Source organism: Acidobacteriota bacterium, assembly GCA_009861545.1.
Classification (GTDB): domain Bacteria; phylum Acidobacteriota; class Vicinamibacteria; order Vicinamibacterales; family UBA8438; genus WTFV01.
The window spans coordinates 35273-59375 of record VXME01000105.1; the positions used below are offsets into that span (position 1 = coordinate 35273).

Annotated in this window: 21 protein-coding genes; 7 read left to right on the forward strand and 14 right to left on the reverse strand. The window is 69.2% G+C overall.

Annotated features, from left to right (window positions below):
• The first annotated feature begins 69 nt into the window (after positions 1 to 69).
• Together F4X11_17265 and F4X11_17270 are read left to right on the forward strand one after the other, a co-directional pair.
• Positions 70 to 381, forward strand: coding sequence for a hypothetical protein (locus F4X11_17265; GenBank protein MYN66753.1), 312 nt, complete (start codon positions 70 to 72; stop codon positions 379 to 381).
• A 48-nt stretch (positions 382 to 429) separates the two neighbouring features.
• Entirely contained in the window at positions 430 to 1578 is a 1149-nt protein-coding gene (locus tag F4X11_17270) for a PepSY domain-containing protein (protein MYN66754.1), read from the forward strand.
• Positions 1579 to 1622: 44 nt separating this feature from the next.
• On the opposite strand, the gene hflX is transcribed toward F4X11_17270, so the two are convergent.
• The 8 genes from hflX to F4X11_17310 all read right to left on the reverse strand — a co-directional run bounded on the left by hflX (position 1623) and on the right by F4X11_17310 (position 9612).
• Entirely contained in the window at positions 1623 to 3341 is a 1719-nt protein-coding gene (gene hflX / locus F4X11_17275; protein ID MYN66755.1) for a GTPase HflX, read from the reverse strand.
• Positions 3271 to 3960 carry a MaoC family dehydratase gene (locus tag F4X11_17280; protein ID MYN66756.1) on the reverse strand — a complete coding sequence of 230 codons (690 nt, stop codon included), beginning with the start codon at positions 3958 to 3960 and terminating at the stop codon, positions 3271 to 3273. Before F4X11_17280 ends, hflX begins: the two co-directional genes overlap by 71 nt.
• Positions 3961 to 4035: 75 nt before the next feature.
• Positions 4036 to 4638: a hypothetical protein gene (locus tag F4X11_17285; GenBank protein MYN66757.1), complete on the reverse strand. Its 603-nt coding sequence runs from the start codon at positions 4636 to 4638 to the stop codon at positions 4036 to 4038.
• Positions 4639 to 4682: 44 nt separating this feature from the next.
• Positions 4683 to 5765, reverse strand: a complete 1083-nt coding sequence (locus F4X11_17290) for an alpha/beta fold hydrolase (GenBank protein MYN66758.1) — start codon at positions 5763 to 5765, stop codon at positions 4683 to 4685.
• A gap of 6 nt (positions 5766 to 5771) precedes the next feature.
• Positions 5772 to 6305, reverse strand: a complete 534-nt coding sequence (locus tag F4X11_17295) for a hypothetical protein (GenBank protein ID MYN66759.1) — start codon at positions 6303 to 6305, stop codon at positions 5772 to 5774.
• Between the two features lie 77 nt (positions 6306 to 6382).
• Entirely contained in the window at positions 6383 to 6742 is a 360-nt protein-coding gene (locus F4X11_17300) for a helix-turn-helix transcriptional regulator (GenBank protein ID MYN66760.1), read from the reverse strand.
• Positions 6743 to 6756: 14 nt separating this feature from the next.
• Entirely contained in the window at positions 6757 to 7497 is a 741-nt protein-coding gene (locus F4X11_17305; GenBank protein MYN66761.1) for a beta-ketoacyl-ACP reductase, read from the reverse strand.
• A 159-nt stretch (positions 7498 to 7656) separates the two neighbouring features.
• Positions 7657 to 9612 carry a ketoacyl-ACP synthase III gene (locus tag F4X11_17310; protein MYN66762.1) on the reverse strand — a complete coding sequence of 652 codons (1956 nt, stop codon included), beginning with the start codon at positions 9610 to 9612 and terminating at the stop codon, positions 7657 to 7659.
• 298 nt (positions 9613 to 9910) lie between these two features.
• Here F4X11_17310 and F4X11_17315 point away from each other — a divergent pair, with 298 nt between their 5' ends.
• Positions 9911 to 12172 (forward strand): carbohydrate binding family 9 domain-containing protein, encoded by a 2262-nt coding sequence (locus F4X11_17315; protein ID MYN66763.1) that lies wholly within the window; start codon positions 9911 to 9913, stop codon positions 12170 to 12172.
• Between the two features lie 2 nt (positions 12173 to 12174).
• Here F4X11_17315 and F4X11_17320 read toward each other — a convergent pair whose 3' ends face one another.
• The 4 genes from F4X11_17320 to F4X11_17335 are packed head-to-tail and all read right to left on the reverse strand — an operon-like array spanning position 12175 to position 17322.
• Positions 12175 to 13635, reverse strand: coding sequence for a lactonase family protein (locus F4X11_17320; GenBank protein MYN66764.1), 1461 nt, complete (start codon positions 13633 to 13635; stop codon positions 12175 to 12177).
• Entirely contained in the window at positions 13565 to 15427 is a 1863-nt protein-coding gene (locus F4X11_17325) for a PQQ-dependent dehydrogenase, methanol/ethanol family (protein ID MYN66765.1), read from the reverse strand. Before F4X11_17325 ends, F4X11_17320 begins: the two co-directional genes overlap by 71 nt.
• A gap of 34 nt (positions 15428 to 15461) precedes the next feature.
• Complete coding sequence (locus F4X11_17330) at positions 15462 to 16043, reverse strand: cytochrome c (GenBank protein ID MYN66766.1); 582 nt, start codon at positions 16041 to 16043, stop codon at positions 15462 to 15464.
• The gene (locus F4X11_17335; GenBank protein MYN66767.1) at positions 16030 to 17322 is read right to left on the reverse strand and encodes a molybdopterin-dependent oxidoreductase; all 1293 of its coding nucleotides are present in this window, start codon (positions 17320 to 17322) and stop codon (positions 16030 to 16032) included. Before F4X11_17335 ends, F4X11_17330 begins: the two co-directional genes overlap by 14 nt.
• Positions 17323 to 17414: 92 nt before the next feature.
• Here F4X11_17335 and F4X11_17340 point away from each other — a divergent pair, with 92 nt between their 5' ends.
• The 4 genes from F4X11_17340 (at position 17415) to F4X11_17355 (ending at position 22918) form a co-directional block, all read left to right on the forward strand.
• Positions 17415 to 18401 carry an alpha/beta hydrolase gene (locus tag F4X11_17340; GenBank protein ID MYN66768.1) on the forward strand — a complete coding sequence of 329 codons (987 nt, stop codon included), beginning with the start codon at positions 17415 to 17417 and terminating at the stop codon, positions 18399 to 18401.
• Positions 18402 to 18439: 38 nt separating this feature from the next.
• On the forward strand, positions 18440 to 20443 hold the full coding sequence (locus F4X11_17345; GenBank protein ID MYN66769.1) for a hypothetical protein: 2004 nt from the start codon (positions 18440 to 18442) through the stop codon (positions 20441 to 20443).
• Between the two features lie 82 nt (positions 20444 to 20525).
• Positions 20526 to 21683 (forward strand): hypothetical protein, encoded by a 1158-nt coding sequence (locus tag F4X11_17350; protein MYN66770.1) that lies wholly within the window; start codon positions 20526 to 20528, stop codon positions 21681 to 21683.
• Between the two features lie 14 nt (positions 21684 to 21697).
• Positions 21698 to 22918, forward strand: a complete 1221-nt coding sequence (locus tag F4X11_17355) for a hypothetical protein (GenBank protein ID MYN66771.1) — start codon at positions 21698 to 21700, stop codon at positions 22916 to 22918.
• 62 nt (positions 22919 to 22980) lie between these two features.
• On the opposite strand, the gene F4X11_17360 is transcribed toward F4X11_17355, so the two are convergent.
• Together F4X11_17360 and F4X11_17365 are read right to left on the reverse strand one after the other, a co-directional pair.
• Positions 22981 to 23208 carry a hypothetical protein gene (locus tag F4X11_17360; GenBank protein MYN66772.1) on the reverse strand — a complete coding sequence of 76 codons (228 nt, stop codon included), beginning with the start codon at positions 23206 to 23208 and terminating at the stop codon, positions 22981 to 22983.
• Positions 23208 to 23540 carry a hypothetical protein gene (locus tag F4X11_17365; GenBank protein MYN66773.1) on the reverse strand — a complete coding sequence of 111 codons (333 nt, stop codon included), beginning with the start codon at positions 23538 to 23540 and terminating at the stop codon, positions 23208 to 23210. The genes F4X11_17360 and F4X11_17365 overlap by 1 nt, the downstream gene beginning before the upstream one ends.
• Positions 23541 to 24103 lie beyond the last annotated feature (563 nt).

Here is a 24103-nt window from a genome sequence, read left to right on the forward strand (position 1 = left end):
TGACAACCAGGGTGCGTGCCACTAGGCTACTGAGACTCGTTATCATTATCTTAGCCTCAGGAGAGGATCATGAGCAGTCTGGACAACCCGAAGCCCGCCGACAATCGCCCGGGATCCCCGACGCCGCTGACGGACGATGACATCACCACCGTCGCTGTCGATCGCCGCTCGTTCTTCTCGCGCGCGGTCGCGGCCGGCTCGATCGTGGCGGCTGCCGCGTTGAGCGCGGCCTGCCCGGGCGGAACCGACTCGGACGGGGGTGGCGACGCCGACGCGCAGGCCACCGACTCGGATCAGGCCACCGATTCGGATCAGGCCGCCGATTCCGATCAGGCCGCCGATTCCGATCAGGCCACCGATTCCGACGGCTCGCAGCAGTAGAGAGCGCCCTCGACGCCGTACGGGGCCGCGCCCCAGGACCGGCCGGACATGTCCCTGCGCAGGGCGATATTCTGGGTGCATCTGGCGGTGGGCGTCGCCGCCTCCGTCGTGATCCTCATGCTGGCGGTGACCGGCGTGATCCTCACCTACGAGGCGCAGCTCGACCGGTGGGCGCTGCGCGGGTATCGCGCCGATCCCCCAAGTCCCGACGTCGCGCCGCTCGGGGTCGACGAGTTGATCGCGCGCGTCGTCACCCGCGAGCAGCCCGCCGGTCTCGTCGCGTCCGTGGCCCTGCAACGGGATCCCCGCGAGCCGGCGGTCGTCGAGCTCGACGACGGGACCACCTTGCATGTCGACCGCTTCGAGGGCGAGTCGCTGGGCGACGGCGACACGCGAACGCGACGCTTTCTCCGGAGCGTCCTGTACTGGCACCGGTGGTTCGCCCTGGAGGGGGAGCAGCGGATTGTCGGTCGGACCATCGTGGCGACCGTCAACGTCGGGTTCCTGTTTCTGCTCGTCAGCGGGATCTACCTCTGGTGGCCGTCGGCCGCAAGTCGGGCGGCCTGGAGGAACGCACTGTGGTTTCGCGGCGGCCTCGGCGGGCGCGCGCGCGATTTCAACTGGCACAACGTGATCGGTTTCTGGTCGGCCGTGCCGCTCGCCGTCATCGTCTTCAGCGGCGCCACGATCTCGTATCAATGGGCCGCCGACGTCGTCCACCGGCTCGCGGGCGACACGCCGCCGTTTCAGGCGTCGCCGCGACCGTGGGAGTCGGCCGCGCAGGACGACCCGCCCGTTGCTCCGGACCAGGCGCCCCCGCTGCTCGCGCTGCAGGCGCTGGCCGCGAAGGCCGGCGCCGAGACGCCCGACTGGCGAACGCTCACGATCGACCTTCCCGCCTCGGTTCACGACCCGGTCGTGGTCGCCGTCGACCGCGGGACGGGCCGCCAGCCGTCGAAGAGCGAGGACCTTCTGTTCGACCGGGCAACCGGCGAGCTGGTCGCACGGGCCGGCTATCCGACCTTCAGCCGCGGCTTCAAGATCCGCCGCTGGTTGCGGTTCGCGCACACCGGCGAGGTGTACGGCGTGATCGGGCAGTCGATCGCCGGCATCACATCCCTGGGCGTCGCCGTGATGGTATGGACCGGCCTCGCGATGAGCTGGCGCCGTTTCTTCGGCTCCCCGGGCCGGACGTAAACGCCGATGCGCGCGGCGCGGGCGCCCGGACGAGCCCGCGAGCCTCAGCGCCAGTGATTCGGAACGCCCTCGCCGTCTGTCCAGAGCATCCCTTCGGCCCGCGCCAGCAGCTCGCGCAGGCCGGTGCGGCGGAGCGCGGACACCGCGACGCCGCCGTGCCGGCGCGCCGTCGCGTCGCCCTCGCCGTCCGCCATTCTGTCGATCTGGTTGAAGACCAGGAGCTCCGGCGCCTCGATGCCGATGTCGTGCAGCACGCGTCGGACGGCCTCGATGCGGCGCTCGCAGTCGGGCGTCGCGGCGTCGACCACGTGGAGGAGCAGCGACGCGTCGGCAAGCTCCTCGAGGGTGGCGCGAAAGGCGGTGACGAGGTCCGCGGGCAGGTCGCGGATGAACCCCACGGTGTCGGTGACGATGACCTCGCGCTCGCGCGGGAACCGCAGGCGCCGCGAGGTGGGGTCGAGGGTCGCGAACATCTGGTCGGCGACGTGCACCTCGGTGCGCGTCAGCGCGCGCAGCAGCGTACTCTTGCCCGCGTTCGTATAGCCGACGATGGACAGCACCGGCACCGCCCGGCGCCCCCGTCGCTGCCGCCGGTTCTCGCGTTGCGCGGCCAGTTTCTTCAACTCGCGTTCGAGCCGCGTGACCCGATCCCGGGTGCGCCGGCGGTCGACCTCGAGCTGCGTCTCGCCCGGTCCCCGTCCGCCGATGCCGCCGGCGAGCCGCGACAGCGAGACCTCGGCGCGCTGCGCGAGCCGCGGCAGCAGGTACTTGAGCTGCGCCAGCTCCACCTGCAGCTTGCCGTCGCGCGTGGTCGCGTGCTGCGCGAAGATGTCGAGGATGAGCTGCGTGCGGTCTATCACCCGCAGCTCCATGCGCTCGCCCAGGTTGCGCGCCTGCGTCGCCGTCAGATCCTGGTCGACGATTACCAGGTCGATGTCGTTCTGGAAGGCGCGGATGACCAGCTCCTCCAGCTTGCCGGAGCCGAGCACGGTCTTGGGGTCGACCCGGCGTCGGTTCTGCGTCACGACGTCGACGATGTCGACTCCCGCCGAGTGGGCCAGCTCGCGCAGCTCGGCGATGTGGACCTCGAGATCCCGCGCGCTGCGGCCGGCGGTCACGGAGACCAGGACCGCGTGCTCGCGGTCGCCGATGCGCTGCGTGTCGGTGCGGCGCGCGAGCACCGCCTCGCGCTCGCGGATCCAGTCCTGAAAGTCGAAGGCGATCCGCGCCGGGGGCTGCGGGTCGAGGCATTCGATGCCGGCGTCGCGGTCGTCGGGGGTACGGTCGCCGGCGGGCGCGAGCGCCGCGATATGGGCAAGCGCGGGCAGGCCGTCGTCGTCCATGCCCACCGTGACCATCGCGTCGAGGCGCAGCAGCAGGAGGTCCGTCCGGTCGTCGCGCGTGAGCCCCTCGTTCCCCAGATGGGTGTGGAGGCAGCGCAGGCCGCGCAGACGCCCGCGGCCGGCCCGCAGGCGGCCCCAGTCGGGCAGGGCGATCGAGTGGGCGTCGCCCACCATCACGTGCTGCACGAGCCCGCGGCGATCGAGCAGCACGCCGACCTGGCGGCGAATCTCGTGGCTGATTGCGGTCAGGTGCCGGGCGAGCTCCTGGGTTATCAGCCGATCGGACGGGACCCGGCGCCGAAAGAGGCGCTCGAGCTGGCGCGTCTGACCGGCCTTGAGGCCGTGCGTGTCACCGAAGACCTCTATGGGAGCTGCCTCCAGTCGCGGGTGTCGGGCGGTCGTTCGCGCGTGTGGTTCGATCCCGGCTGGGCTCGCGGCGCCATGCCGACACCCAGGCGGCGCCCAGCCGTGCCCAGGCGCTGGTGGCCTGTGCCGCCCACAGGGTCGGCTGCAGGGCCCAGTGGACGACCTGGGCCGAGCCTGTCTCCCGCCGGTTGTACACGACCGGCTTCTTCGAGGGCGACAGTACGGTTTCGCCGATCAGGACCTGCTGCCGATCCTGGTTGGCGCACACGGCCTTCAGCCGCACGCGGTTCCGATCCGGCAGCCGCTCGACCACCTCCACCCGCGCGGTGATGCGGTCGCCGAAGTAGACCGGCCGGGTGAATGCGATCTGCAGGCTGACGTAGACGCAGCCGGGACCCGGAAGCTGCGTGCCGAGCACGGTGGAGAGCAGGCTGGCCGTCCACATGCCGGGTACGATGGGTTTCTCGAACCGGGTCGAAGCGGCGTAGGCGTGGTCGTGGTGGATGGGGTTGTGGTCGCCGACGGAGTCGATGAACTGGGCCACGTCCCCGGGAGTGGCGACCCGCGTCAGCTCCGCGGCATCGCCGACGGCTATTTCCTGTATCGGGCGTCCTCGCATCCGCGCCTCCGTTCGTCGCCGGCCGCCGACGCGGAGCCAGGACGCGGCGCGCATTATACATGCAGGGCGAGCGCGATCCTGCGGTCGCGTTGGCGTTCGCCGGCGCGAAGCTCCCGCGGCGGCAATTTCCTAGTTCGGGTCCTTCGGCGTCTTGGCGCCCGCCGCGGACTTCCGGCGGGTCTGCCGGCGTGGCCGGGGCGGCTCGGTCGCCGTCGCCGCCGCCGGGCGGGTTCCGAGGGCCTCGAGCTGGTCCGCCAGCGACTCGATGCGGTCTTCCAGATCCATCATCTGCCGCGAGAGGCCGACCACCTGCTCGCGGGTCGGTAGTCCGAGCGACTCGATCCCGGCCTTGGCGGCGTGCTCGGTCGCCTGCCGGGCCTTGGCCTGGACGCTCAGGAACTGGTCGAGGGTCTTGCCGAGGGCTTCCGCGAACGCCTCGGTGCCCATCACCTGCTCGAGGGCCCGGCTCCACGCCGCGAGCCAGTCGTCCAGGAACCGCTTCCACTGGGCGAGCACCTCGGGATCGATCGGCCCGGTCCCGGGGAACGGGGACGCGCCCGGCGGGCCGAAGTTGGAGAACTGACGCCAGAACTGCGTCGGATCCGGCGGGTTGGGAACGTGGCCCTGGCTCGCCATCTGCTGGGCCGCCGTGATCCATGCCTCGGTGCCGGCCTCCACCTGCTTCCGCCACATCGCGAACAGATCGTCGGGCGCCGAAGTGGGGTCTGCCATCTGTATCGATCCTCCAGGAGTCCCGCGCCTTCGTGCGACGCGGACTAGTGCGATCGCGCCGCGAGCCAGCTCGCCACGTGCGGCCAGCAGTCGCGGGACGCGCTCCGCCCGGCGATGAGGGAGATGTGGCCGCCGGGAAGCTCCCTGTACTCCTTGTCCCGGCTTCCGACCAGATCGACGAGCGCCTGCACCGCCGCCGGCGGGGCGATGTTGTCCTCGCGGGCTCCGACGACCAGCAGGGGACAGGTGATGCCGTTGAGGTCGACGGGCCGTCCGTTGAGGCGCAGCGTGCCCCGCGCCAGACGATTCTCCTGGTAGAAGTCCCTGACCCATTGGCGGAAGAACTCGCCGGGAAACGGCACGTACTCGGAGCTCCACTTCCGGAGCGCCTTGTAGCTCTCCAGATAGCGGTCGTTCCAGGCATTCCACCAGAGGTTCAGGCCGGTGCTCACGTCCATGGTGGGGCGGAGCAGCTTGAAGCCGAGCTGCACCATCTCGGCCGGCATCTGTCCGAGGGTGTCGACCAGCTTGTCGACGTCGAAGTAGCGGGCGTCGAGCCAGCGGCCGAACAGGCCGGCGTTCGCGAAATCGATGGGGCCGGCCAGGTTGACGAGGTTTCTGACCGGGAAGTCCGGATGGGTGCCGAGAAAGCTGACCGCGAGGGGTGCGCCCATGCAATAGCCGACGACCGAGCACGAGTCGGCCTCCGCGTGGGCCAGCAGCTTCCGCCCCATGCGCGGCAGGATGCGCGTGGCGCAGTCGGCGAACGTCAGATGGTCGTCCTCGGGACCGAAGACGCCCCAGTCGAGCAGATAGAAGGGGAACCCCTGCTCCACCATGTACTCGATGAAGCTGGCCCGGGGCAGCAGGTCGAAGACGGTGGGACGGCTGATGCCCAGATTGGGCACGAACAGAACCGGGGTGCCGTACCGGACGGGGCCGTCGTAGCGGTACAGGCGCGCCTTGTGCTTGCGGTAGACCTCCTGGCGGGGGCTCTGCGCGACGACCGGCTCGTTGGACTCGGCGACCAGCTCGCCGATGTTGCGCACGCGTCGGATGGTGCGCTCGATCTCGGTCTCCCAGCCCGACCGGGCGGTTCGGTCGCCGGGCGTGGACTGCTCCGCCATGACGGTCTAGGCGGCGGCCTTGGCGGCCGGCTTCGCCTTCGCGGTGGTTCCGGCGCCCTTCGCCGCCGCACCGGCCCGCTCGGTCCACTTTTGCGCCCACGCCAACTGGGCGGCGCCGATCTTCTCCACCGATTCCTGCCATACGGCGAACAGCTTCTGGTTCTCGTCGTCGATCGTGCCCAGCATCTTCACCGGCACCGCCTTGCGAACCATGCCGAACCAGCTTTCCCACAGCGCGCTCTGGGCCTCGGTCCAGCGGCTGCTCAGGGCCTGGGTCTGCGCGGCCCAGTCCAGCAAGTCCTGGGGCATGGCGGGGACGGCCGATGCGCTGTCGCCGACGCTTCGGGCCACCGCCTTCTGCGTCTCGAGGCTGTTGTTGACGGCGGCCTCCCAGGCGTCCACGGCCTTCCGCCAGGTTTCGGCCAACTGCGCCTGGCCCGCCTGTTGCTCCGCGGCCTCGGTCCAGATGCTCCAGAATCTCTTCTGCGTGTCCGTCAGCGCCTGCACCATGTCGTCGGTCTGCCTGGTCCAGTTGATCATCGAGTCTCCTTCCATCGAACGAGACGGATGGTAACAAAGAGTGCTTACTTTTGCAAGCATCCGCGCGCGCGATGGAATCAGTGGGAATCGTTCACCTTGCGGAACGACTCGTACATCTCGACGAGCATCTCGCGCTGGCGGGCCGACAGGTAGGGATCGCGGCGCACCGCCTCGACGACGTCGTTCGCCTCGCCCTGCGCCGGATCGAGGATGCCGGCCTGGGCGTACAGCGTCTCGGCGGACAGCTCGAGACCGTCGGCGAGCGCCTTGAGGACGAAGCTGCTGGGGTTCCGGAAGCCGCGCTCGATCTGGCTGAGATAGGCGTTGGAGATGCCGCATGCGTCGGCGAGCTGGCGGACCGACAGGTGTCCCAGCTCGCGCTGGCGCCGGATGAACTCCCCGAGACCGGCGTCGGGACCGGTCCGCTTGACAGCCATTCCGTTCTCGCCCGTCACATTTCCAGGCCGCCGTTGACGGCCAGGACGGCGCCGGTGATGTACCCCGCCTCGTCTTCGAGCAGGAACCGCACGCAGCGGGCCACCTCCGAAGCCTGTCCCAGGCGGCCCACCGGGATGCGGCCGATCACCGTCTCGAGGACCGGCTTGGGAACCGAGGCGACCATCTCGGTCTCGATGAATCCGGGGGCGACGCAGTTGACGGTGATCCCCTTGCGGGCCACCTCGAGTGCGAGGCTCTTCGTGAAGCCGAACTGACCGGACTTCGAAGCGGCGTAGTTCGCCTGTCCGATGTTGCCGCTCTGGCCGATGACCGAGCTGATGTTGACGATGCGGCCGCTCTGGCGCTCGATCATGTGGTCGAGGACCGCCTTGATCATGTAGAACGCGCCGGAGAGGTTCACCCGGAGCACGGCGTGCCAGTCGTCGACGGACATCTTGCGCACCGTCTTGTCGACGTTGATGCCTGCGTTGTTGACCAGGAAGTCGATGCGCCCGTGGGTGTCGAGCACCTCCCGGACCACCCGCCTGCAGGCCTCGGGCTCGGCGACGTTGCCCTGGTGCAGCGAGATGGAGCGGCCCTCGGCCCGCAGGCCGGCCGCGAGCGCTTCGGCCGCCTCCGACCCCCGGTTGTAGCCGGCCGCGACGTGAGCCCCGGCCTCGGCCAGCGATTTCGTGATGGCTGCGCCGATGCCCCGGCACCCGCCGGTGACGACGGCGACCCTTCCTGTGAACATGCTGATTCCTCTACGCCGCTTTTGCTACACCCGCTGCTGTGCCACCGGTTCCCCGCGAACCGAGCAAAGCGTAACACGGTCGCCGCGGGCCTCCGGCAGCCCGCACATGGACTCCCGGGACGTCGATACGACCGGCATGCGACGCCGGCCGGCGACCGGTCAGCCCGCCAGGGCCGCCTCTGCGTCGGTCGCGGCGGCCACGTGGGGAAATGCCGGCGACAGCCCGTCGTCCGTGGCGAGCGGCGTGGCCCGCTCCTGGGCGACGACCGCCGGATCGATACGCAGCACTGCATAGCCGGCGACCGCCCCGGCACCGAAACCGGGCGTGAACACGCGGGTCGGGGTCGAGATCACGCCGTCGCGCACGGCATCGTGGATCGCCAGCGGTATGCTCGCGGCCGACGTGTTGCCGACCCGGGCGATGTTGAAGTACATCCGGTCGCGGCCGATGCCCGCCTGCTCGGCGAGGTCGATCACCATCCGCTTGTTCGCCTGGTGCGGGACGATCAGGTCGATGGCGTCGATGAGGGTTCCCGGGCCGCCGTCGGGATGGGGCAGGGTCTGCAGCTCTCCGATCATCTGCTCCAGGTAGCGCTTCACGAGCGCCTTGACCTCAGGGCCGTAGACGGTGATGTCGCAGCCGAACTCCACGTTGGGCCAGATGATCGAGTTCACCTGGCTCGCGGGGCCGCTCGCGTAGGTCTGCAGCACGTCCACGTCGCCGGGCGCGCCGGCGGCGACCGGGGCGACGACCAGGGCGGCGGCGCCGTCGCCGAAGATCATGCGCGAGGTTCGCACGCTGCCCACCTTGTCGGAGAACTTCTCGGCGCAGACGAGCAGGATCGGACGCCGGACCTCCTGCAGGATGCGAACCGCGTCCGCCAGACCGTAGGGGAAGCCGGCGCAGGCCGCGACGAGGTCGACCGACGTGTGGGTCTGGAACATGCCGAGTTGTCCGGAGAGCCACGTGGCCGCCGAGGGCAGGAGCCGGCTGTTGGTGCAGGTGCAGAAGAGGACCGCCCCCATCTCCTCCGGCGTCCGTCCGGCCCGCTCCAGCGCGCTCGCCGCCGCGTCGAGGGCGAGGTTCTCGAGGCCGCCCGCGGTATAGCAGCGGCTCTCGATACCGGTCCTGGCGGCGATCTGCGCGGCGCTCATCGGCGACCAACTGGAGGCCGAGTTGCGGATGATGTCGTCGTTCGTGCACGGAATCTCGCCGCGGCGCACCGCGAGGGCCTCGATGTGCGGCTGCACGCGGAACTGGGACCGTACCCGTACCGGCGCCAACGGTGCGGTCGGCTGCCGCGGCGGCCGGGCCGGGGGGATGCAGGGACGGCGCGGCGCGCCGTTCTTCACGCGTCGGATGAAGTCCATCACGTCCGGGGTGCGGGGGTGGTAGACGACCACGACGTCATCGTCCTGCAGGGCGCCGATCGGGACCAGTCCGGTGTCCGAGCGGTCCCACGGATACTGGTTGTGCAGCGTCATCGCCCAGCGGCGGAGGGCCTCGAGCTCGGGCACGCTCTCGTGGCAGTCGAGGATGTCCTCCAGGCTGAAGCGGGGATGGTCCGGCTCGTACGATCCGACACGGTACACGAGCTGCGAGCCGGTGGCGCCCGCCTCGGCGACCGTCGGCTTGATCGCCGGCAGATCGGTCGCATGGTGCCGCTTGTGGCGAAAGACGTCGAAGAGCATGCGGTACAGGTCGTCCTCGACCTCGGCCGACCACGCCGCGGGAAGTTGCCGGTAGCACGACTCGACGGCCGCCACCTTGCGTTCGCCGTCCTCCCACGGGGTCAGCGCCGGAATGAAGATGTCGTCGCGCCGCCGGGGCACGTCCCGCCAGCGGGTCGGCCGCTTCTCGTACATCGTGATCACGTACCGGTTCATCCAGAACAGATGCAGTCCCAGGTCGCGCAGCAGCTCGTAGCGATTGGCGTAGCCGCCCGATTCCGCCCGCGCGGCGATCTCCGAACCGGTCGGCGCCTTGGCCTCGAAGTCGCGCCGCACGATGGCGGCGAGGTCATCGACGGTGTCGATGGACGAGAAGTCCGGCTCGGGAAAGAAGTTGGATGGGAAGACGAGGCGGTGGTGCGAGTTCACGACGAATGGCTTCATCTGGTTCCATCTCCGGCCCCCGCGCCCGGTTTCCGCAGCGACGCCGCGGCTCCACGGGGCGGGTTCAGGCAGGCCCGACGCCAGCGTCGTCGGGCGGGTGATAGCGAGCCGCCAGGGTGGCGGCTGCCGGCATGGGAGCCGGCATTCCTGTCGCATCAAATATAGGCTCGCTTCGGTTTCGCTGGTGTACGGGCGGCGTTAAATCTCCGTAACACGGCGAAGGGGGCGGCGTCTCGGCGCGCTTCGCTCCGCGGGTCGGCTCGTCCCGTCCGGCGGATACCCCTACTACAATGCGCCGATGCCCGAGATGCCCCGTTTGCCCGTGCTCCGGCTCGGTTCCCTGGCGTTGATCTGCGCCTGGCATTGCGTCGTCGAGCCGGCTCCGGGCCTCGCCGCTTCCCGACAGGCAGGCTTGACGAACGCGGTCAGATCGGCCGTCGTGACGCGCGTCACCTCGGAGATCGTCATCGACGGGTCGCTCGACGAGGCGCCGTGGCGGCAGGCGCCGAAGATCGGCGATCTGGTCCAGAGAATCCCGGTGGCGGGCGCGGCGCCCACGGAGCGGACCGAGGTCACGCTGCTCTACGACGAGGACAACCTCTACATCGGCGTCATGTGCCACGACTCGGAGCCCGGCCAGGTGCTCGCGTCGCAGATGGCGCGGGACGCGCGCCTGAATGCCGACGACCGGCTGGGCATCGTCCTCGACACGTTCCGCGATCAGAGCAACGCCTTCCACTTCGAGACCAATCCGGCCGGCGCCATGGTCGACGGCCTGGTGTTTGCGAACGGTGAGACCAACAACGACTGGAACGGCATCTGGATCGTCCGCACCGCGCGCACGGACGCAGGGTGGAGCGCGGAATTCGCCATCCCGTTCAAGACGCTGAGCTTCCCGTCGGGCGAGACGGTCTGGGGCTTCAACATCAGCCGCACCATTCAACGCAAGCTCGAGGAAAACCGCTGGACGGGGGCGCGCTTTCAGACGGAGTTCTTCCAGATCTCCGAAGCGGGCGAGATCACGAATCTCGAAGGCCTGGCCCAGGGTGTCGGCCTCGACGTCCGTCCCTTCATCGCGCGGCTCTGGCCGCGTCCGGGCACCGGCGGCGACACGGTCGCCGGCAAGCCGGGGCTGGACGTTTTCTACAACATCACGCCGAGTCTCAAGCTGTCCGTCACCGCGAACACCGACTTCGGTGAGACGGAAGTGGATGCGCGGCAGATCAATCTCACGCGTTTCTCCATCTTTTTTCCCGAGAAACGGACGTTCTTCCTCCAGGACGCCGGCGTCTTCAACTTCGCCACGACCGGCATCGATCCGCCGGGCGGCATTCCCGGCACCGGGGCCGAGGTGTTCCCGTTCTTCAGCCGCAAGATCGGCCTGCTCGGCGGCCGGGAGGTGCCGATCGACTACGGCGCCAAGTTGACCGGCAGAGTCGGCCGCACCGAGATCGGCATGCTCGACGTGCGCACCCGCGGCGTGCCAAACGTGAACGCCAACAACTTGTCGGTCGGGCGCGTCAAGCAGAACTTCTTGGAGCAGTCGTACGTGGGCGCCATTCTCACGAGCGGCAATCCCGCCTCCGCGCTCTCGAGCAGCACCGTGGGAGTGGACATGCGCCTGGCCACTTCCGATTTCCTGGGCAGAAGCCAGAACATGCTGTTCAACGCCTACGGCCTCGCGAGCAACAACGAGGGCGTCACCGACGACAACGCGTCCTACGGCTTCGGGGCGCACTATCCCAACGACCGATTCGAGGCCCAGATTCTCTGGCGGGAGATCCAGGAGAACTTCGATCCGGCGATCGGCTTCGTGCAGCGCAGCAACGTGCGGATGCTGCGGGCCGCCGGCAGCTTCAACCCGCGCCCGAGCCCGGCGACCGGCATCCAGCAGATGTTCCACGACGTCTTCTACACGCGCTTCACCCGGCTCGACACCGGACTGGTCGAGAGCTGGGACATCTACGCCACCCTGGTCGACTGGCATTTCAACTCGGGCGACTCCCTGCACAGCCTGTTCGACCTGAATCCGACCTACGAGCGCCTGTTCGAGCCGTTCGAGATTTCCCCGGGCGTCGTGCTTCCGGTGGGCGAGTACCGCTTCATGCCCATGCGGATCTTCTTCACCTCGGCGCAGAAGCGGCGGGTGCAGGGCAGCATCGGCCTGCGGTTCGGCAGCTACTGGTCGGGTAGCGCGCAGGAGGTTCAGACGGGCCTCAGCTACAAGCTTCCTCCCAACTTCCTGATCAGCTTCAATACCAACCAGACGTTCGCCAGCCTGCCGGAAGGCGACTTCGTCGCCCGCATCTACAGCTCGCAGGTGAACTACGCGGTCTCGCCCTTTCTCTCGTTCTCCAACCTGATCCAGTTCGACAACCGATCCGGGAATCTCGGCCTTCAGAGCCGCGTGCACTGGACCATAGAGCCGGGCAACGAAGTCTTCTTCGTATTCGGTCAGGGCTGGGTGCAGGACCTCGAGCGAGGCTACGACTTCAGGAGACGGTTCAGGAGACAGGACTCGCGGCTGGCCACGAAGCTCCAGTACACGTTCCGCTTCTGAGCTCAATAGCGGACGATTCCGGACCAGAACATCGACTCGCCCCGCGTGTCGACCGGCAGGATGGACCGGAACGCCAGCCGGCCGTCGGCGTCGATGTCGTACAGCGTCAGCATGGCCGGCACGGTCTCCAGGCGTCCCTCGGCGCGGACCTGTCCCGGCTCCGGGCTCGCGGCGACCATCGACCGGCCGTCCGGCTGAAACGCCATCGTCCTGACGGCGATGCTGTGCGTGTCGATGGTCTGCACCAGGGCGGGCTCGCCGGTATCGGCATCGACATCGAACACCGAAATCGTGTTCTCCGTGCCGTTCGCCACCACCTCGCCCCGGAAGGTCTCCGTTCCGCGGCCCCGGTTCGCCACGTACAGCGTGCGGCCGTTGGTCGGATGCATGCGGATGGACGACGTGGTCTGCCCGCCGCGGTACGCCTCCGGCGCGGCCAGCGTCGTGCTGACGAACAGGGGCTCGTCCGACAGCGTGTCGTCCGCGCGGATGGCGTAGGTGTGCAGCAGGTTCTGGGTCTCCAGATCGACGTATACCCAGCGGCCCGACGGATGGAAGTCGGCGTGCCGCGCGCGGTACGCCAGTCCGCCGTTGGGCGCCACCGTCTGCTTGTTCGTCAACTGGCCCTTGTCGAAGCCGTACAGGAAGAGGCCGCCCGGATCCTCGGTGTGGATGCCGGGCTCTGGTTCGTTGCCGCGCACCGGCAGCAGGACCGCGCGGTTCGAGGGCATGACGTACACGGCGTGCGCGTAGAAGCCCGCGTCCAGGCTCGCCTGCTGCTCGACCATGTCGCCGATCGACCCGTCGGCGTTCAGCCGGTGCACCGAAAGGGAGCTCGGGAAGCTGTATGCCGACAGCACGTACTCGCCGCGCTGGTCGACGGTGATGAAGATGGGCCGGTGCGGCAGTTCCACGGACCCGCCGAACGGTTGGAGATCGCCCGACGAATCCACCCGGAAGGCATTCAGGTAGTGATGCCGCACCCGGGCGGTCGACGTGCGCTGGTCGCTGCTGGCGATGTAGAAATATCGGCCCGACGGATGCTGCCACCCCTCCTGCACCTGCGCGGGAAGGACCAGCGGGCGCGGATCCCGGACCAGGGAATCGCCGTCGCGGCGAATCCGGTAGAGCCGGGCGCCCAGGCTGGCGTAGACGGCCCCGCGCGGTTGCGACTGCGCGGCGGCCGTGCCGAGCGGGCCCGCGACGACCCACCCGGCCGTCCCCGCCAGCAGCGTGTTGAATCGACGGCGACCTAGCATGTGGGCATCTCCCGCGCCTCCCCGGGAGGTGCCCTCCCCGCGAGGCGCCTCCCGTGAGGATACGCCAGTGAAATGGAAGCCCGTGGCAAGAACCCCGCTGCATTCGAGCGGCGTTCGCCACGGGCTCCTGGCCTCAGTCGCGCGCCGGCGGGAGCGCGAACACGTAGAGCGCGCTGCCGGCCCGCCGGAAGCGGTCGGGCGCATCCGGCTCCGTATCGCCGGTGACCTGCACGCTCCCCGCGCGCTGGCTGCCGATGATGGCGACGTACTGCCGGCCGTCCGGCCCGAGGTAGGTGATCGGCGAGTTCCGGAAGCCGGTGCCGGTCTGGAACGACCAGACGATGTCGCCGGACCGGGCATCGATCGCGCGCACCACGCCTTCGTTCGGGCCGCCCTGGAAGAGCAGGTCCCCGCCGGTGGCCATGACCGGCGCGTTGTTGGCGGTCGTGAACTGGATCCGCCAGACGGTTTCGCCCGCCACCGGATCGTTGGCCTGCAGCTCGTTGACGACCTCCGCATTGGGCGGGTCCGGGGCGCGGCCGCCGCGTTCACGGAGCGTGTAGTCGTTCCCGGGCACGTACTCGCCTTCGACCATCCTCAGTTGATCGCAGGAGTTCGAGGTCGGGGTGTACACGAGTCCGGTGCGCGGGGAGTACGCGTCGTTCTGCCAGTTCCGGGCGGCGATGCCGGGACACCAGCCGATGGCGACGTTCTCGGCGTCCGGCACGTACCGCTGTCGATCATCGAGGTCGGTGAACATCATCTTCGTCATGTCGTAGCGCGGGCGGCCGGTCTCCATGTTGATGCCGTCGAAGATGTCGTTGTAGACGAACATCCAGGGCTCGAGCAGCATCTGTCCCGTCGCGCGATCGAACACGTAGAAGTAGCCGTTGCGCGCCGGGCGGACCAGCGCCTTGCGCGTCTCGCCGTTGATCTCGAGGTCGATGAGCAGGTTCACGTTGGGCTCGTCCAGGTCCCACTGATCCTGCGGGGTCATGTTGTAGGCCCAGACGAGCTCTCCGCTGTCGACGTCGCGGGCCAGGATCGACGCGCAGTAGTTGTTCCGGTAGCCGGTCAGGCCCCCGTCCTCGTCCAGCTCGACCACGCCCCACTCCCGGCGGTAGTCCGGATTCCACGGGCCGCAGTTGCTCGTGCCGTAGTAGAAGAGATTCAACTCCGCGTCGTACGTGAACCAGCCCCAGACGGCGCCGCCGCCGCGCCGCCACGAGTCGCCGGACCAGGTGTCGAGCGCCGGGTTGGGGACCCGGTCGTCCGGATAGAAGGGGGCGAAGCGCGACCCGATGCCCACTTCGTTGTTCGGACCCATGCTGTAGTACCGCCACCGGAACCGGCCGTCGTCGACGTTGTAGGCGGTGACGTGGCCGCGGACGCCGCGCTCGCCGCCGGCCACGCCGACGATGACCTTGTCGCCGACCACCAGCGGCATGCCGGGGACCGTTTCCCCGATCCCGATGTTCGCGTTCTCGGCCTGCCAGATCTGCTCTCCGGTCTCCGCGTCGAGCGCGTGCACCTGTCCGTCGAGGGTGACGAAGTAGATCCGGCCGTCGGCATAGCCCAGGCCGCGGGTCTGCGCGCCGCAGCAGGCGCTTCTCCGTGTCAGCTCCGGATCGTCGATCTCGGGCCGGAACTCCCACTTGATGAAGCCGTCCCGGGCGAGGTCGAGCGCGTAGACGTAGTTCGGCTCCGGCGTGACGATGTACATCGTGTCGCCGATGACGAGCGGCGAGGCTTCGTACGAATCATGGACGCCGAGCTGCATCGTCCACGCCATGGTGAGCTGCTCGACGTTGTCGACGTTGATCTGATCCAGCGGGCTGTAGTTCCAGCCCGCGTAGTTGGCGTTCGGCATGACCCATTGCGACCCGTCGCCCGCCGAGCCGTCCTGGGCCACCGCAGCCGCGGGTACGGCGAGAACGCACAGCAGCGACAGGAACCGAATGGGCATCCGGCCGCGCCGGTTGGTAGACAGACTCATCGTGCACTCCTTGGCTGGCAGTCCATGCCGCCGGCTAAAACGGGTAACCCGGCAGCCTCGGCGACAGGGGCTTCCACTCCGGCAGCGGCGCCCATCCGTCGCGATTCGGCATCTCGACCTGCGGCAGACTCTCGGCGTCGATGACCAGGTCCTCCTCGATGACGTCGTTCCGGTACAGCAGGAACGCCGTCAGCGCGTAGACCTGGTCGGCGGTCAGCGACCCCTCCTGGTAGAGCGGCATGCCGCGATTGATGTAGTCCCATACCGTCGTCGCGTACGGCGAGCGGTAGGGCAGTATGCGCCCCGCGTCCCAGGGGTCGACGTCCCGACCCGGCTCGGTCTTCACCAGCCGGGGAGCGCGCCGGGGCTCCCGGCCGCCTTCCAGATTCCTGCCGTGGCATCCCGCGCACCGGATCCGATAGATGCGGGCCCCTTCCGCGGCGGTGCCGCTGCCCGGCGGGAGCTCATCCCCCGTGGGGCCGACGGAGATGTCCCAGGCACGGAGCTCTTCCGGGGCGGGGGTCCGTCCCAGGCCGTAGGTGGGTCCCTGCGCCAGCGCGGAGCCGCCCAGGAGCATCACCATCGCCAATGGCAGGAGCCGGCTAAGCGCGCCCATTGTGCACGCTCCCGTCGGCGGCGACCCGCCACGGCTGGATCGTGTTGTCGAGGCCCGGCACGCTGTAGGTCGGGTCCGGGGCCCCTTCGAAGTGCTCGGCGACCTGGGACGGCGACGGCTGCATCTGGCCCACCTCGTCCGTGCAGCGCGACATGATCGCGGTCTCCTGTCCGTCCCAGTTCCAGTTGAGGCGGAACCGGGTGTGGGCCATGCGGTGCGCCGTTCCCTGAATCTCGGCCTCGTTCCAGCTCCGGCCGGCGTCGGTGGACACCTCAACGCGGCTGATGGCGCCCCCGCCGGACCAGGCCAGGCCGGAGACTTCGTAGAATCCGGGGCCGGCGAGCTGCTGTCCCCCGGAAGGACGCGTGATGACCGACTTGGGTCCGATCTGGTAGCCCAGCGCCGCCCGCACGGAATCGCGGCGCAGGTGCCCGTAATCGTTGTAGTTCATGTAGTAGCGGTCGACCACCTTGATGCGCCGGAGGTACTTCGTGTTGAAGATGCCCTCGAAGCCGGGGATCAGCAGACGCAACGGGTATCCGTTCTGCGGACGCACCGCCTCGCCGTTCATGCCGTAGGCGACGATGCAGTCGTCCATGGCCTTGGCCAGCGGGAAGCTCGACGCGCCCTTCACGTTCTCCGTTCCTTCCGCGACGACCCAGGAGGCCCCGTCCTTCACGCCGGCTTCCTTGAGCAGCGTGGACAGGAGCACGCCGGTCCACTCGGCGCAACTGGTCATCCCGTGCGATTCCTGCACGGTCTTGTGCGTGTTTCTCGCCCGGTTCCCGGCGCACTCGACGAAGTGCAGGCGGGTCACCGACGGGAGGCGCCTCAGGTCGTCCATGGTGAAGATCAGCGGACGCTCCACCATGCCGTGGATCATCAGGCGATGCTCTTTGGGATCGATCTCGGGCATGAGGGAGCCGCGGGTGGTCCCCACGAAGTGGAGCGAGGACGGCGTGATCACGCCCACCGAATCCTGGAGCGGTGCCGCCACGTGGAACACGAGCCCGAACGCATCGGGCGAGTGCCTGCCGCCCGGCGGGTGCGGTATGCGAACCGAGGTCTCGAAGCGGGAGCGCTCGCCATAGGCGACCATGTTCATGTCCGCGTCGCCCCGGATGTACCTTTCCGGCTCCGGCGCCTGGCCAAAGGCCGGCTTCACCGCGCCCACGGTCAGGCCACCCGCCAACGCGGCGCCGCCTCGCAGGAATTCCCGTCGATCAGGTCGTTTCGCAGCCATGGGTCTCTCCTTCGCAGCCTGAGGTTCTCCGTGCATCGGGTGCCGCAGCCGGCAGTATACGCCAATGCCGGCTGCTTCTCGCCGAAGACGGGCCGGCTGTCGCCGATCCAGGCCTGCCGGATCGCTGCATGAAACAAGACCCGGAGCCGGGCGATGGTGCCATGCCCCGTGCGGTGATAGGCTTGGGTCGCTGCAGGGCCGACGAGGCGGCCCGCCGCATCGTGAACGAGGGAGGGATGGCTGCGAGGGGGACACCAATGGTGGATTCGACCAGACGCACGATACTCAAGACGGGCGCGGCGGCGACGGTCCTGGCCGCCACGCGGGCGTTCGCCGGGCAGAGCGCCCAGGACGGAGCGGCCATGTCGTTCTACGAGAACGGTCCCGTGCGCATTCGTTACGAGGAGGCCGGCTCCGGCTTCCCGCTGCTGGTCATCGCCGGCGGGGGACTCAACTCGTCGATTGCCGGTCTGGCCACGCATCCCTTCAACCCGCTGGAGGAGTTCGGGGCCGAGAACCGCGTCATCGCGGCGGACCTGCGCAACAGCAATCGCGGCCGGTCTTCCGGTCCGCTGGAGATCGACAGGCCCTGGGATTCGCATACCGACGACCACCTCGGCGTGATGGATCACCTGGGCATCGACAAGTTCATGGTGCTCGGCTTCTGCATCGGCGGCCCCTTCATCTGGAACCTGCTGCGGCGGGCTCCGGATCGCGTCGTCGCCGCCGTGCTGACGCAGCCGAGCGCGTGGAGCGCGGAGCACCCCACGCTGTTCTACGACAACAACATGGGGAGTTGGGGCCCGGATCTGGTCGAGCGCCGGCCCGAGATCACGATGGACATGGTCGACCGGTTCCTGACCACGATGTACCTCGACAATGCGGACTTCGTCTTCACCGTGACGCGAGACTTCGTGCGCGAGCTGCAGACGCCGATTCTGATCCTGCCGGACGACATCCCGGCGCATCCGTACGATGTCGCCATCGAGGCCGCGATGCTCGCGCCGCAGTCCGAGGTGAGCATGTTCCCGTGGAAACAGCCCGTGGAACGGATTCCGCTGGCGGTGCGCCAGATACGGTCCTTCCTCCGGGCGCATCGACCGGATGTTCGATGAACGCAGGGCACGAACGGCATTGCGGCTGGAGGTGAACGATGCGGTTCCCACACCATTTGTTGACGGTCGTACTCGGGATCGGGCTGAGCGGGTTTCAGGGCGTCGGCGAGGCGCAGGAATCCGCGTCGCCCCAGTTCGCGCATTCGCGCGTCACCCGGCTCGACATCACGAGCCGCGAGCCGGCCTTCGGCGGCCGGTCGTTCGGCGCCGTCGGCCAGTACGAGATTCTGCTCGGCACGGCCACCGCCGTCGCCAACCCGGGCGCCCCCGGCGAGCCCGGGATCGTGGATCTCGAGAACGCCCCGCGCAACGCGGAGGGGCTGGTCGAGTACACCTTCGAGGTCGACATCCTCAAGCCGGTCGACATCACCCGGGGCAACGGCGTCCTCGTGTACGAGGTGAACAACCGCGGCCGCAACATCGTCTTCGGCTACTTCCACGAGGCGGGGCGGGGCTACGCGGCCGGGAACGCCGGCAGCGCGTTCCTCATGAACCAGGGCTACACGTACGTCTCGAGCGGCTGGCTGCACGGCGCGCCCGGCGGCGGCGACCCGCGTCCGGTGCTGGCGACCTTCCCGCTCGCCACCGACGACGGCCGGACGATTACCGGTGTCTCGATGGAAGAGTGGCAGGACCCGGACAGCGCCGCGTTCGGGCGGCTGACCTACCCAGCGGCGACGCTCGACGAGAGCGCCGCGACCCTCACGCACCGCCAGCTCCAGGACGATCCGCGCCAGTCGGTTCCCGCCGACGCGTGGCGCTACGTCGACGACACGACGGTCGCGGTCACGCCGCCCGCGGGCACCGACGCGGGAACCATCTACGAGTTCGTGTACGAGGCCCGGGATCCGATCGTCCACGGCCTGGGCTTCAGCGCCATGCGCGATCTCGTGTCGTTCGCGCGCCACCGTCCCGCCGACGATCGGGGCACGCCCAACCCGCTCTTCGTGGACGGCATGCCGGTGCTCGACCACGCGGTGGCCGTCGGCTCCTCGCAGAGCGGCCGGATGATCAGGGACTTCCTCTACCAGGGCTTCAACGAGGACCCGGCGGGGCGGCGTGTCTTCGACGGCATGACGCCGTACGTGGCGGGCGCCCGCCTCACGTGGGTCAACGCCCGTTTCGCGCAGACGGGCCGCTACACGCGCCAGCACGAAGACCACAACTACCCGATGGACGAGTTCCCGTTCACCTTCGCGACGACGACCGATCCGCTGACGGGCCGGACCGACGGGCTGCTGGCCGCCTGCACCGCCTCGGGCACCTGCCCCCGCATCATCCAGGTGGACGCCGACTCCGAGTACTACGGCGCCCATGCCTCGCTCATCGTCACCGACACGAGAGGCCGAGCACTGGAGCTGCCGCCGAACGTGCGCTACTGGATGCTCGGGACCGCGCACCTGCAGGGCGACGCCGGGTGCCGCGACCCCGCCAACCCGGTGCTGCCGTGGCCGTACTACCGGGCCGCGTTCGACGCGACGGTGCGGTGGGTGCGGGACGGCGTCGAGCCGCCGGCGACGCGCGCGCCCTCGGTGGCCGACGGCACCGCGGTGACGGTCGAACGGCAGGGCGGGCAGTATCCGACCATCCCGGACCGTCCCTACAACGACGCGATCAGCACGCTCGGCGTGCGCGACTTCTCGGTCTGGCCGCCGAAGGAGAGCGTCGAGCGGTACCCGCTGTTCGTGCCGAGCCTCGACGCCGACGGTAACGTCGTGGCGGGGGTCATCGTGCCGGAGGTCGCGGCCCCGCTCTCCACGATGGGCAAGGCGGTTCGCGCCGCGGGCTTCGCCGAGGGCGACCTGTGCGGCGTGAACGGCTCCACGATTCCATTCCCCCGGACGCGGGATGAGCGAACGCGGTCGGTCGATTCGCGCCTCTCCCTGGAGGAGCGCTATCCCGGCGGCGAGGCGGAGTACGTGAAGCGCTACGGCGAGGCGGCCGACGCGCTGGTCGCCGAGGGGTACCTGCTGGCCGCCGACGCCGAGACGCTCAAGGCGTCTGCCGCCGCGGCGTGGAGGGCGGCCGTCGCTGCACCGTGAAGAGGACGCAGTACGCACAGTTCACCGGCCGTGCCCGGGACTGGGCAACAACCGGCATGATGCGCTGAAAGGAGACCACGGCATGTCTGCATTCCGTTACGGCCTGCTGCTCGTCGTCGGCTTGAGTCTGGCGGCCGCCGGCGTTCGGTCGGCGGCCAACTCCGAGGCAACGACCGGCGTCACGCCCGAGTTCCGGCACATCAACAAGCTGGCGTTCGGGCCCGAGGGCGTGATCTTCGCGGCCGACGCCCAGGAGGTGTCCATCACGGCCCTGCAGCTTGGCGAGCAGATGGCCGGCGGGGCGCCCGGGACGCAGGACGTGCCCGCGATCGATCGCAAGGTCGCCGGGCTGCTCGGCATTGACGCCGGCAACCTGCTGATCACCGACATGGTGGTCGATCCGCGGACGCGCAATACCTGGCTCTCGGTGATGCGCGGGCTCGGCGCCGACGCCGTGCCGGTTCTCCTGCGCGTGGATGGCGCGGGCGAGATCGAGGTCATTTCGTTCGACGAGGTGGGCTACACGCGGATCGGGGTGCCCAATCCGCCGCCGGCCGAGACGCCGCTGGTGCTCGTGGACGGGCGGTCGATCCCGATCGCGAACTACCCGGACCAGGTCGATCCCGCCGGGCTGATCGGCGTGCAGACCATCACCCACATGGCCTACATCGACGGCAACCTGTTCGTCTCGGGCCTGTCGAACGAGGAGTTCGCGTCCAAGATGCGCGTCATCCCGTACCCGTTCCGGGTGGCGGACGCGGGGACGAGCGTGGAGGTCTACCACGGGTCCCACGGGCAGCTCGAGACGTTCTCGCCCGTGTTCACGTTCGTCCCGTACGAGATCGACGGCGAGCCGTCGATCGTCGCCAGCTACCTGTGCACGCCCCTCGTCAAGTTCCCGATCGCGGCGCTCGAGCCGGGCAGCAAGATCCAGGGGACGACGATCGCCGAGTTCGGGAACCGCAACCGGCCGATCGACATGATCGTCTACGAGAAGGACGGGCAGGACTACATCCTGCTGTCGAACAACCAGCGCGGCGTGATGAAGGTGCCGACGGCGCCGTTCGGCGCCGCGGACGCCATCACGGAGCTGATTCCGGATACGGCCGGCGTGCCGTTCGAGACCATCGCGTCGCTGCAGGGCGTGCAGCAGCTCGATCGGCTGGACGCCTCGCGGGCGATGCTGCTCGTCGACGCCGCGGGAGGCGGTCTGAACCTCGAAGCGGCCGCGCTGCCGTAGGGCGCCTGCATCCGATGAGACATGCGGCGAGGGCCGCCGCCCTGGTGGCGGGGGCCCTCGCGCTCGCGCCGGGGTGCCTGCAAACGGGCGGCCCGGCGCCGGAATCCGTTCCGGGCGGGCCGCGCATCCGATTGGCCACCTCGCCCTCCGGCCAGCGGGCCGTCGACGTTGCTGGGCTGCCGGCCGCGGACCTGGAGCAATTGGAACGCGCGGCGCCGTCGCGTGACGCGTGGCAGGCGATCCTGCGCGTCCACGTCGCGCAGGCGGATCCGGGCGCCGCGGCGTTGCCGCCGGTGCTGGGGGACTACGCCGTGCACGACGGCGCGTTGCGCTTCACCCCGCGGTTTCCGTTCGATGCGGGTCAGCGCTACGAGGTGGTGTTCGATCCGTCGTCCCTGCCGTCCGCACGCGGCCCTTCCGCGCCCATCCCCCCGCCTCCCGTCCGCGCGATGGTCGAGGTGCCGGCTCTCGACCGCGAGCCGTCGACGCGCGTGGCGGCCGTCTATCCGACGGGCCCCGAGGTGCCGGAGAACCACCTCCGGCTGTACATCGTCTTCTCCGCCCCGATGGGGCTCGGAAGCGGCAACCCGCACGTCCGGCTGCTCGACGAGCGCGGCGAGCCGGTTGCCGACGCATTTCTGCCGCTGGACGTCGACCTGTGGAACGCGGATCGCACGCGCTACACGATTTTCTACGACCCGGGGCGGGTCAAGCGCGGCATCCGTCCGAACGCCGAGCTGGGCCGCCCGCTGTCGGCGGACCGCAGGTACACGCTGGCGATAGATGCGGCCTGGCGCGACGCCGCCGGGCAACCGCTCGTCGCGCCGTTCCGCCGGGAGTTCCGGGTGGGTCCACCCCGGGAGCGCGCCCTCGATCCCGCCGCCTGGCGGCTCGATCTCCCGGCCGGCGGCACGCGGGATTCGCTTGCGGTGCGCTTTCCGGTGCCGCTCGACTACGGCCTGCTGCAGAGCGCACTCCGGGTGAGGACCGGCGAGGGCCGACCCCTGGCCGGGGAGATCCGGGTGGACCAGGGCGAGACGCGCTGGGCCTTCGCGCCGCACGCGCCGTGGCGGCCGGGCGCGTACGAACTCGTCGCGGCGGCAACCCTCGAGGATGTCGCCGGCAACCGCATCGGGCGGCCGTTCGAGGTCGACGCGGCCGGGGCGCGAGGCCCCGAGCGCGCCCGCGGCGCCGTGGTGCCGTTCCGGATCGGCCGTGCGAACGGCGCGCGATAGCCGGTGCTCCGCCAGCTTCGGGGCCGGGTGGACACGGTTCTCTCGGTTTCGGTTCTCGTTGTTCACGAGTTTGCGGAATGGTCCGAGTCGCCCTTGAGGCCCTTCGCTACAAGCTCTTGAACCTTATCTGTCTGTCTCCGGATCCGAGTATTGAGCTGGTCCACTTCCTCTGGCTGCACGCGTCCGTCCATTGCCAGTTGCGTCACAAATTCTCTGTACGGGTCTACGTACAACCTTGCAACGGCCGCCATGGTGTTTACGAGGGCATCCTGTTCGACCGCGATCTTCATCAGCTACCCTCGCCTGTTGGGCGGAACAGTCTGGCAGTGAATTGCTCCGGGTCGATTGCGAGCGGCTGTGGGATCTGTGTCGGCTGGGTGGTGCGTTCTTCCAGCTTGGTGCTCAGGACAGCAACTTCAACCTTCAGCTTTTCGATCTTGTCGCCGAGTTGCCTATTCTCGTTGCGGAGCCGTTCCTCGGAATCGGTGATCGCTTTCGTGATCGTCTGGACAAGCGCCGCGCCGCGCCAGAAGGACACCAGCATGAAGCCTGCGATCCCGACCAGGCCGCCTGCGATCCCGACGACGATGCTGACGTTCTGCACCGACTGCGCAGTGTCCATATCGGATCAATGATAGCCGGTTTGCGCGCCCGGGCCGCCCTTCGGGGGCCGTGAACGCGACCGGGATCGTGAGCGACCAGAGGTGATCCGCGTTCCTCTCCCAGGGACCCGCTCCGGCGTGCGGGTAGGAATTCGGTCGGGTGGCCGAGCGCGTTCGGCCGCTCGTGCTCTGCCGGCCTCGGCGGTGAGCAGCGCGGATCACATCTTCGGGTTGCTGACGCACCCGATCGTGCCGCCGCTGGTCGCGGCCCTGGCCATCGGCGAACGGCAGCATGCGTCCGGGACGGCGTTTCTCAAGGCGTTTGTCGCGGCTGGCCGGCATTCCTACCTCGGAGACGATCCTACCGATGATGGCGTTCGGGACGGGCCTGGTATCGGTCTACAGCAGCACGTCCGGCACGGTGATGCCGGTATTCCTGCCCATGGTGCCGGACCTCGCGCAGCAGATTGGCGCCGTCGAAACGTCCACCTGGCGGGTCGATCACCGTGGGCGGCGGGCTCGTCGTTTTCTCGGCGCTCTCCACCGTGGGCGCCCTGTATCTGGCCGCGGCGCCGCCCGGCAC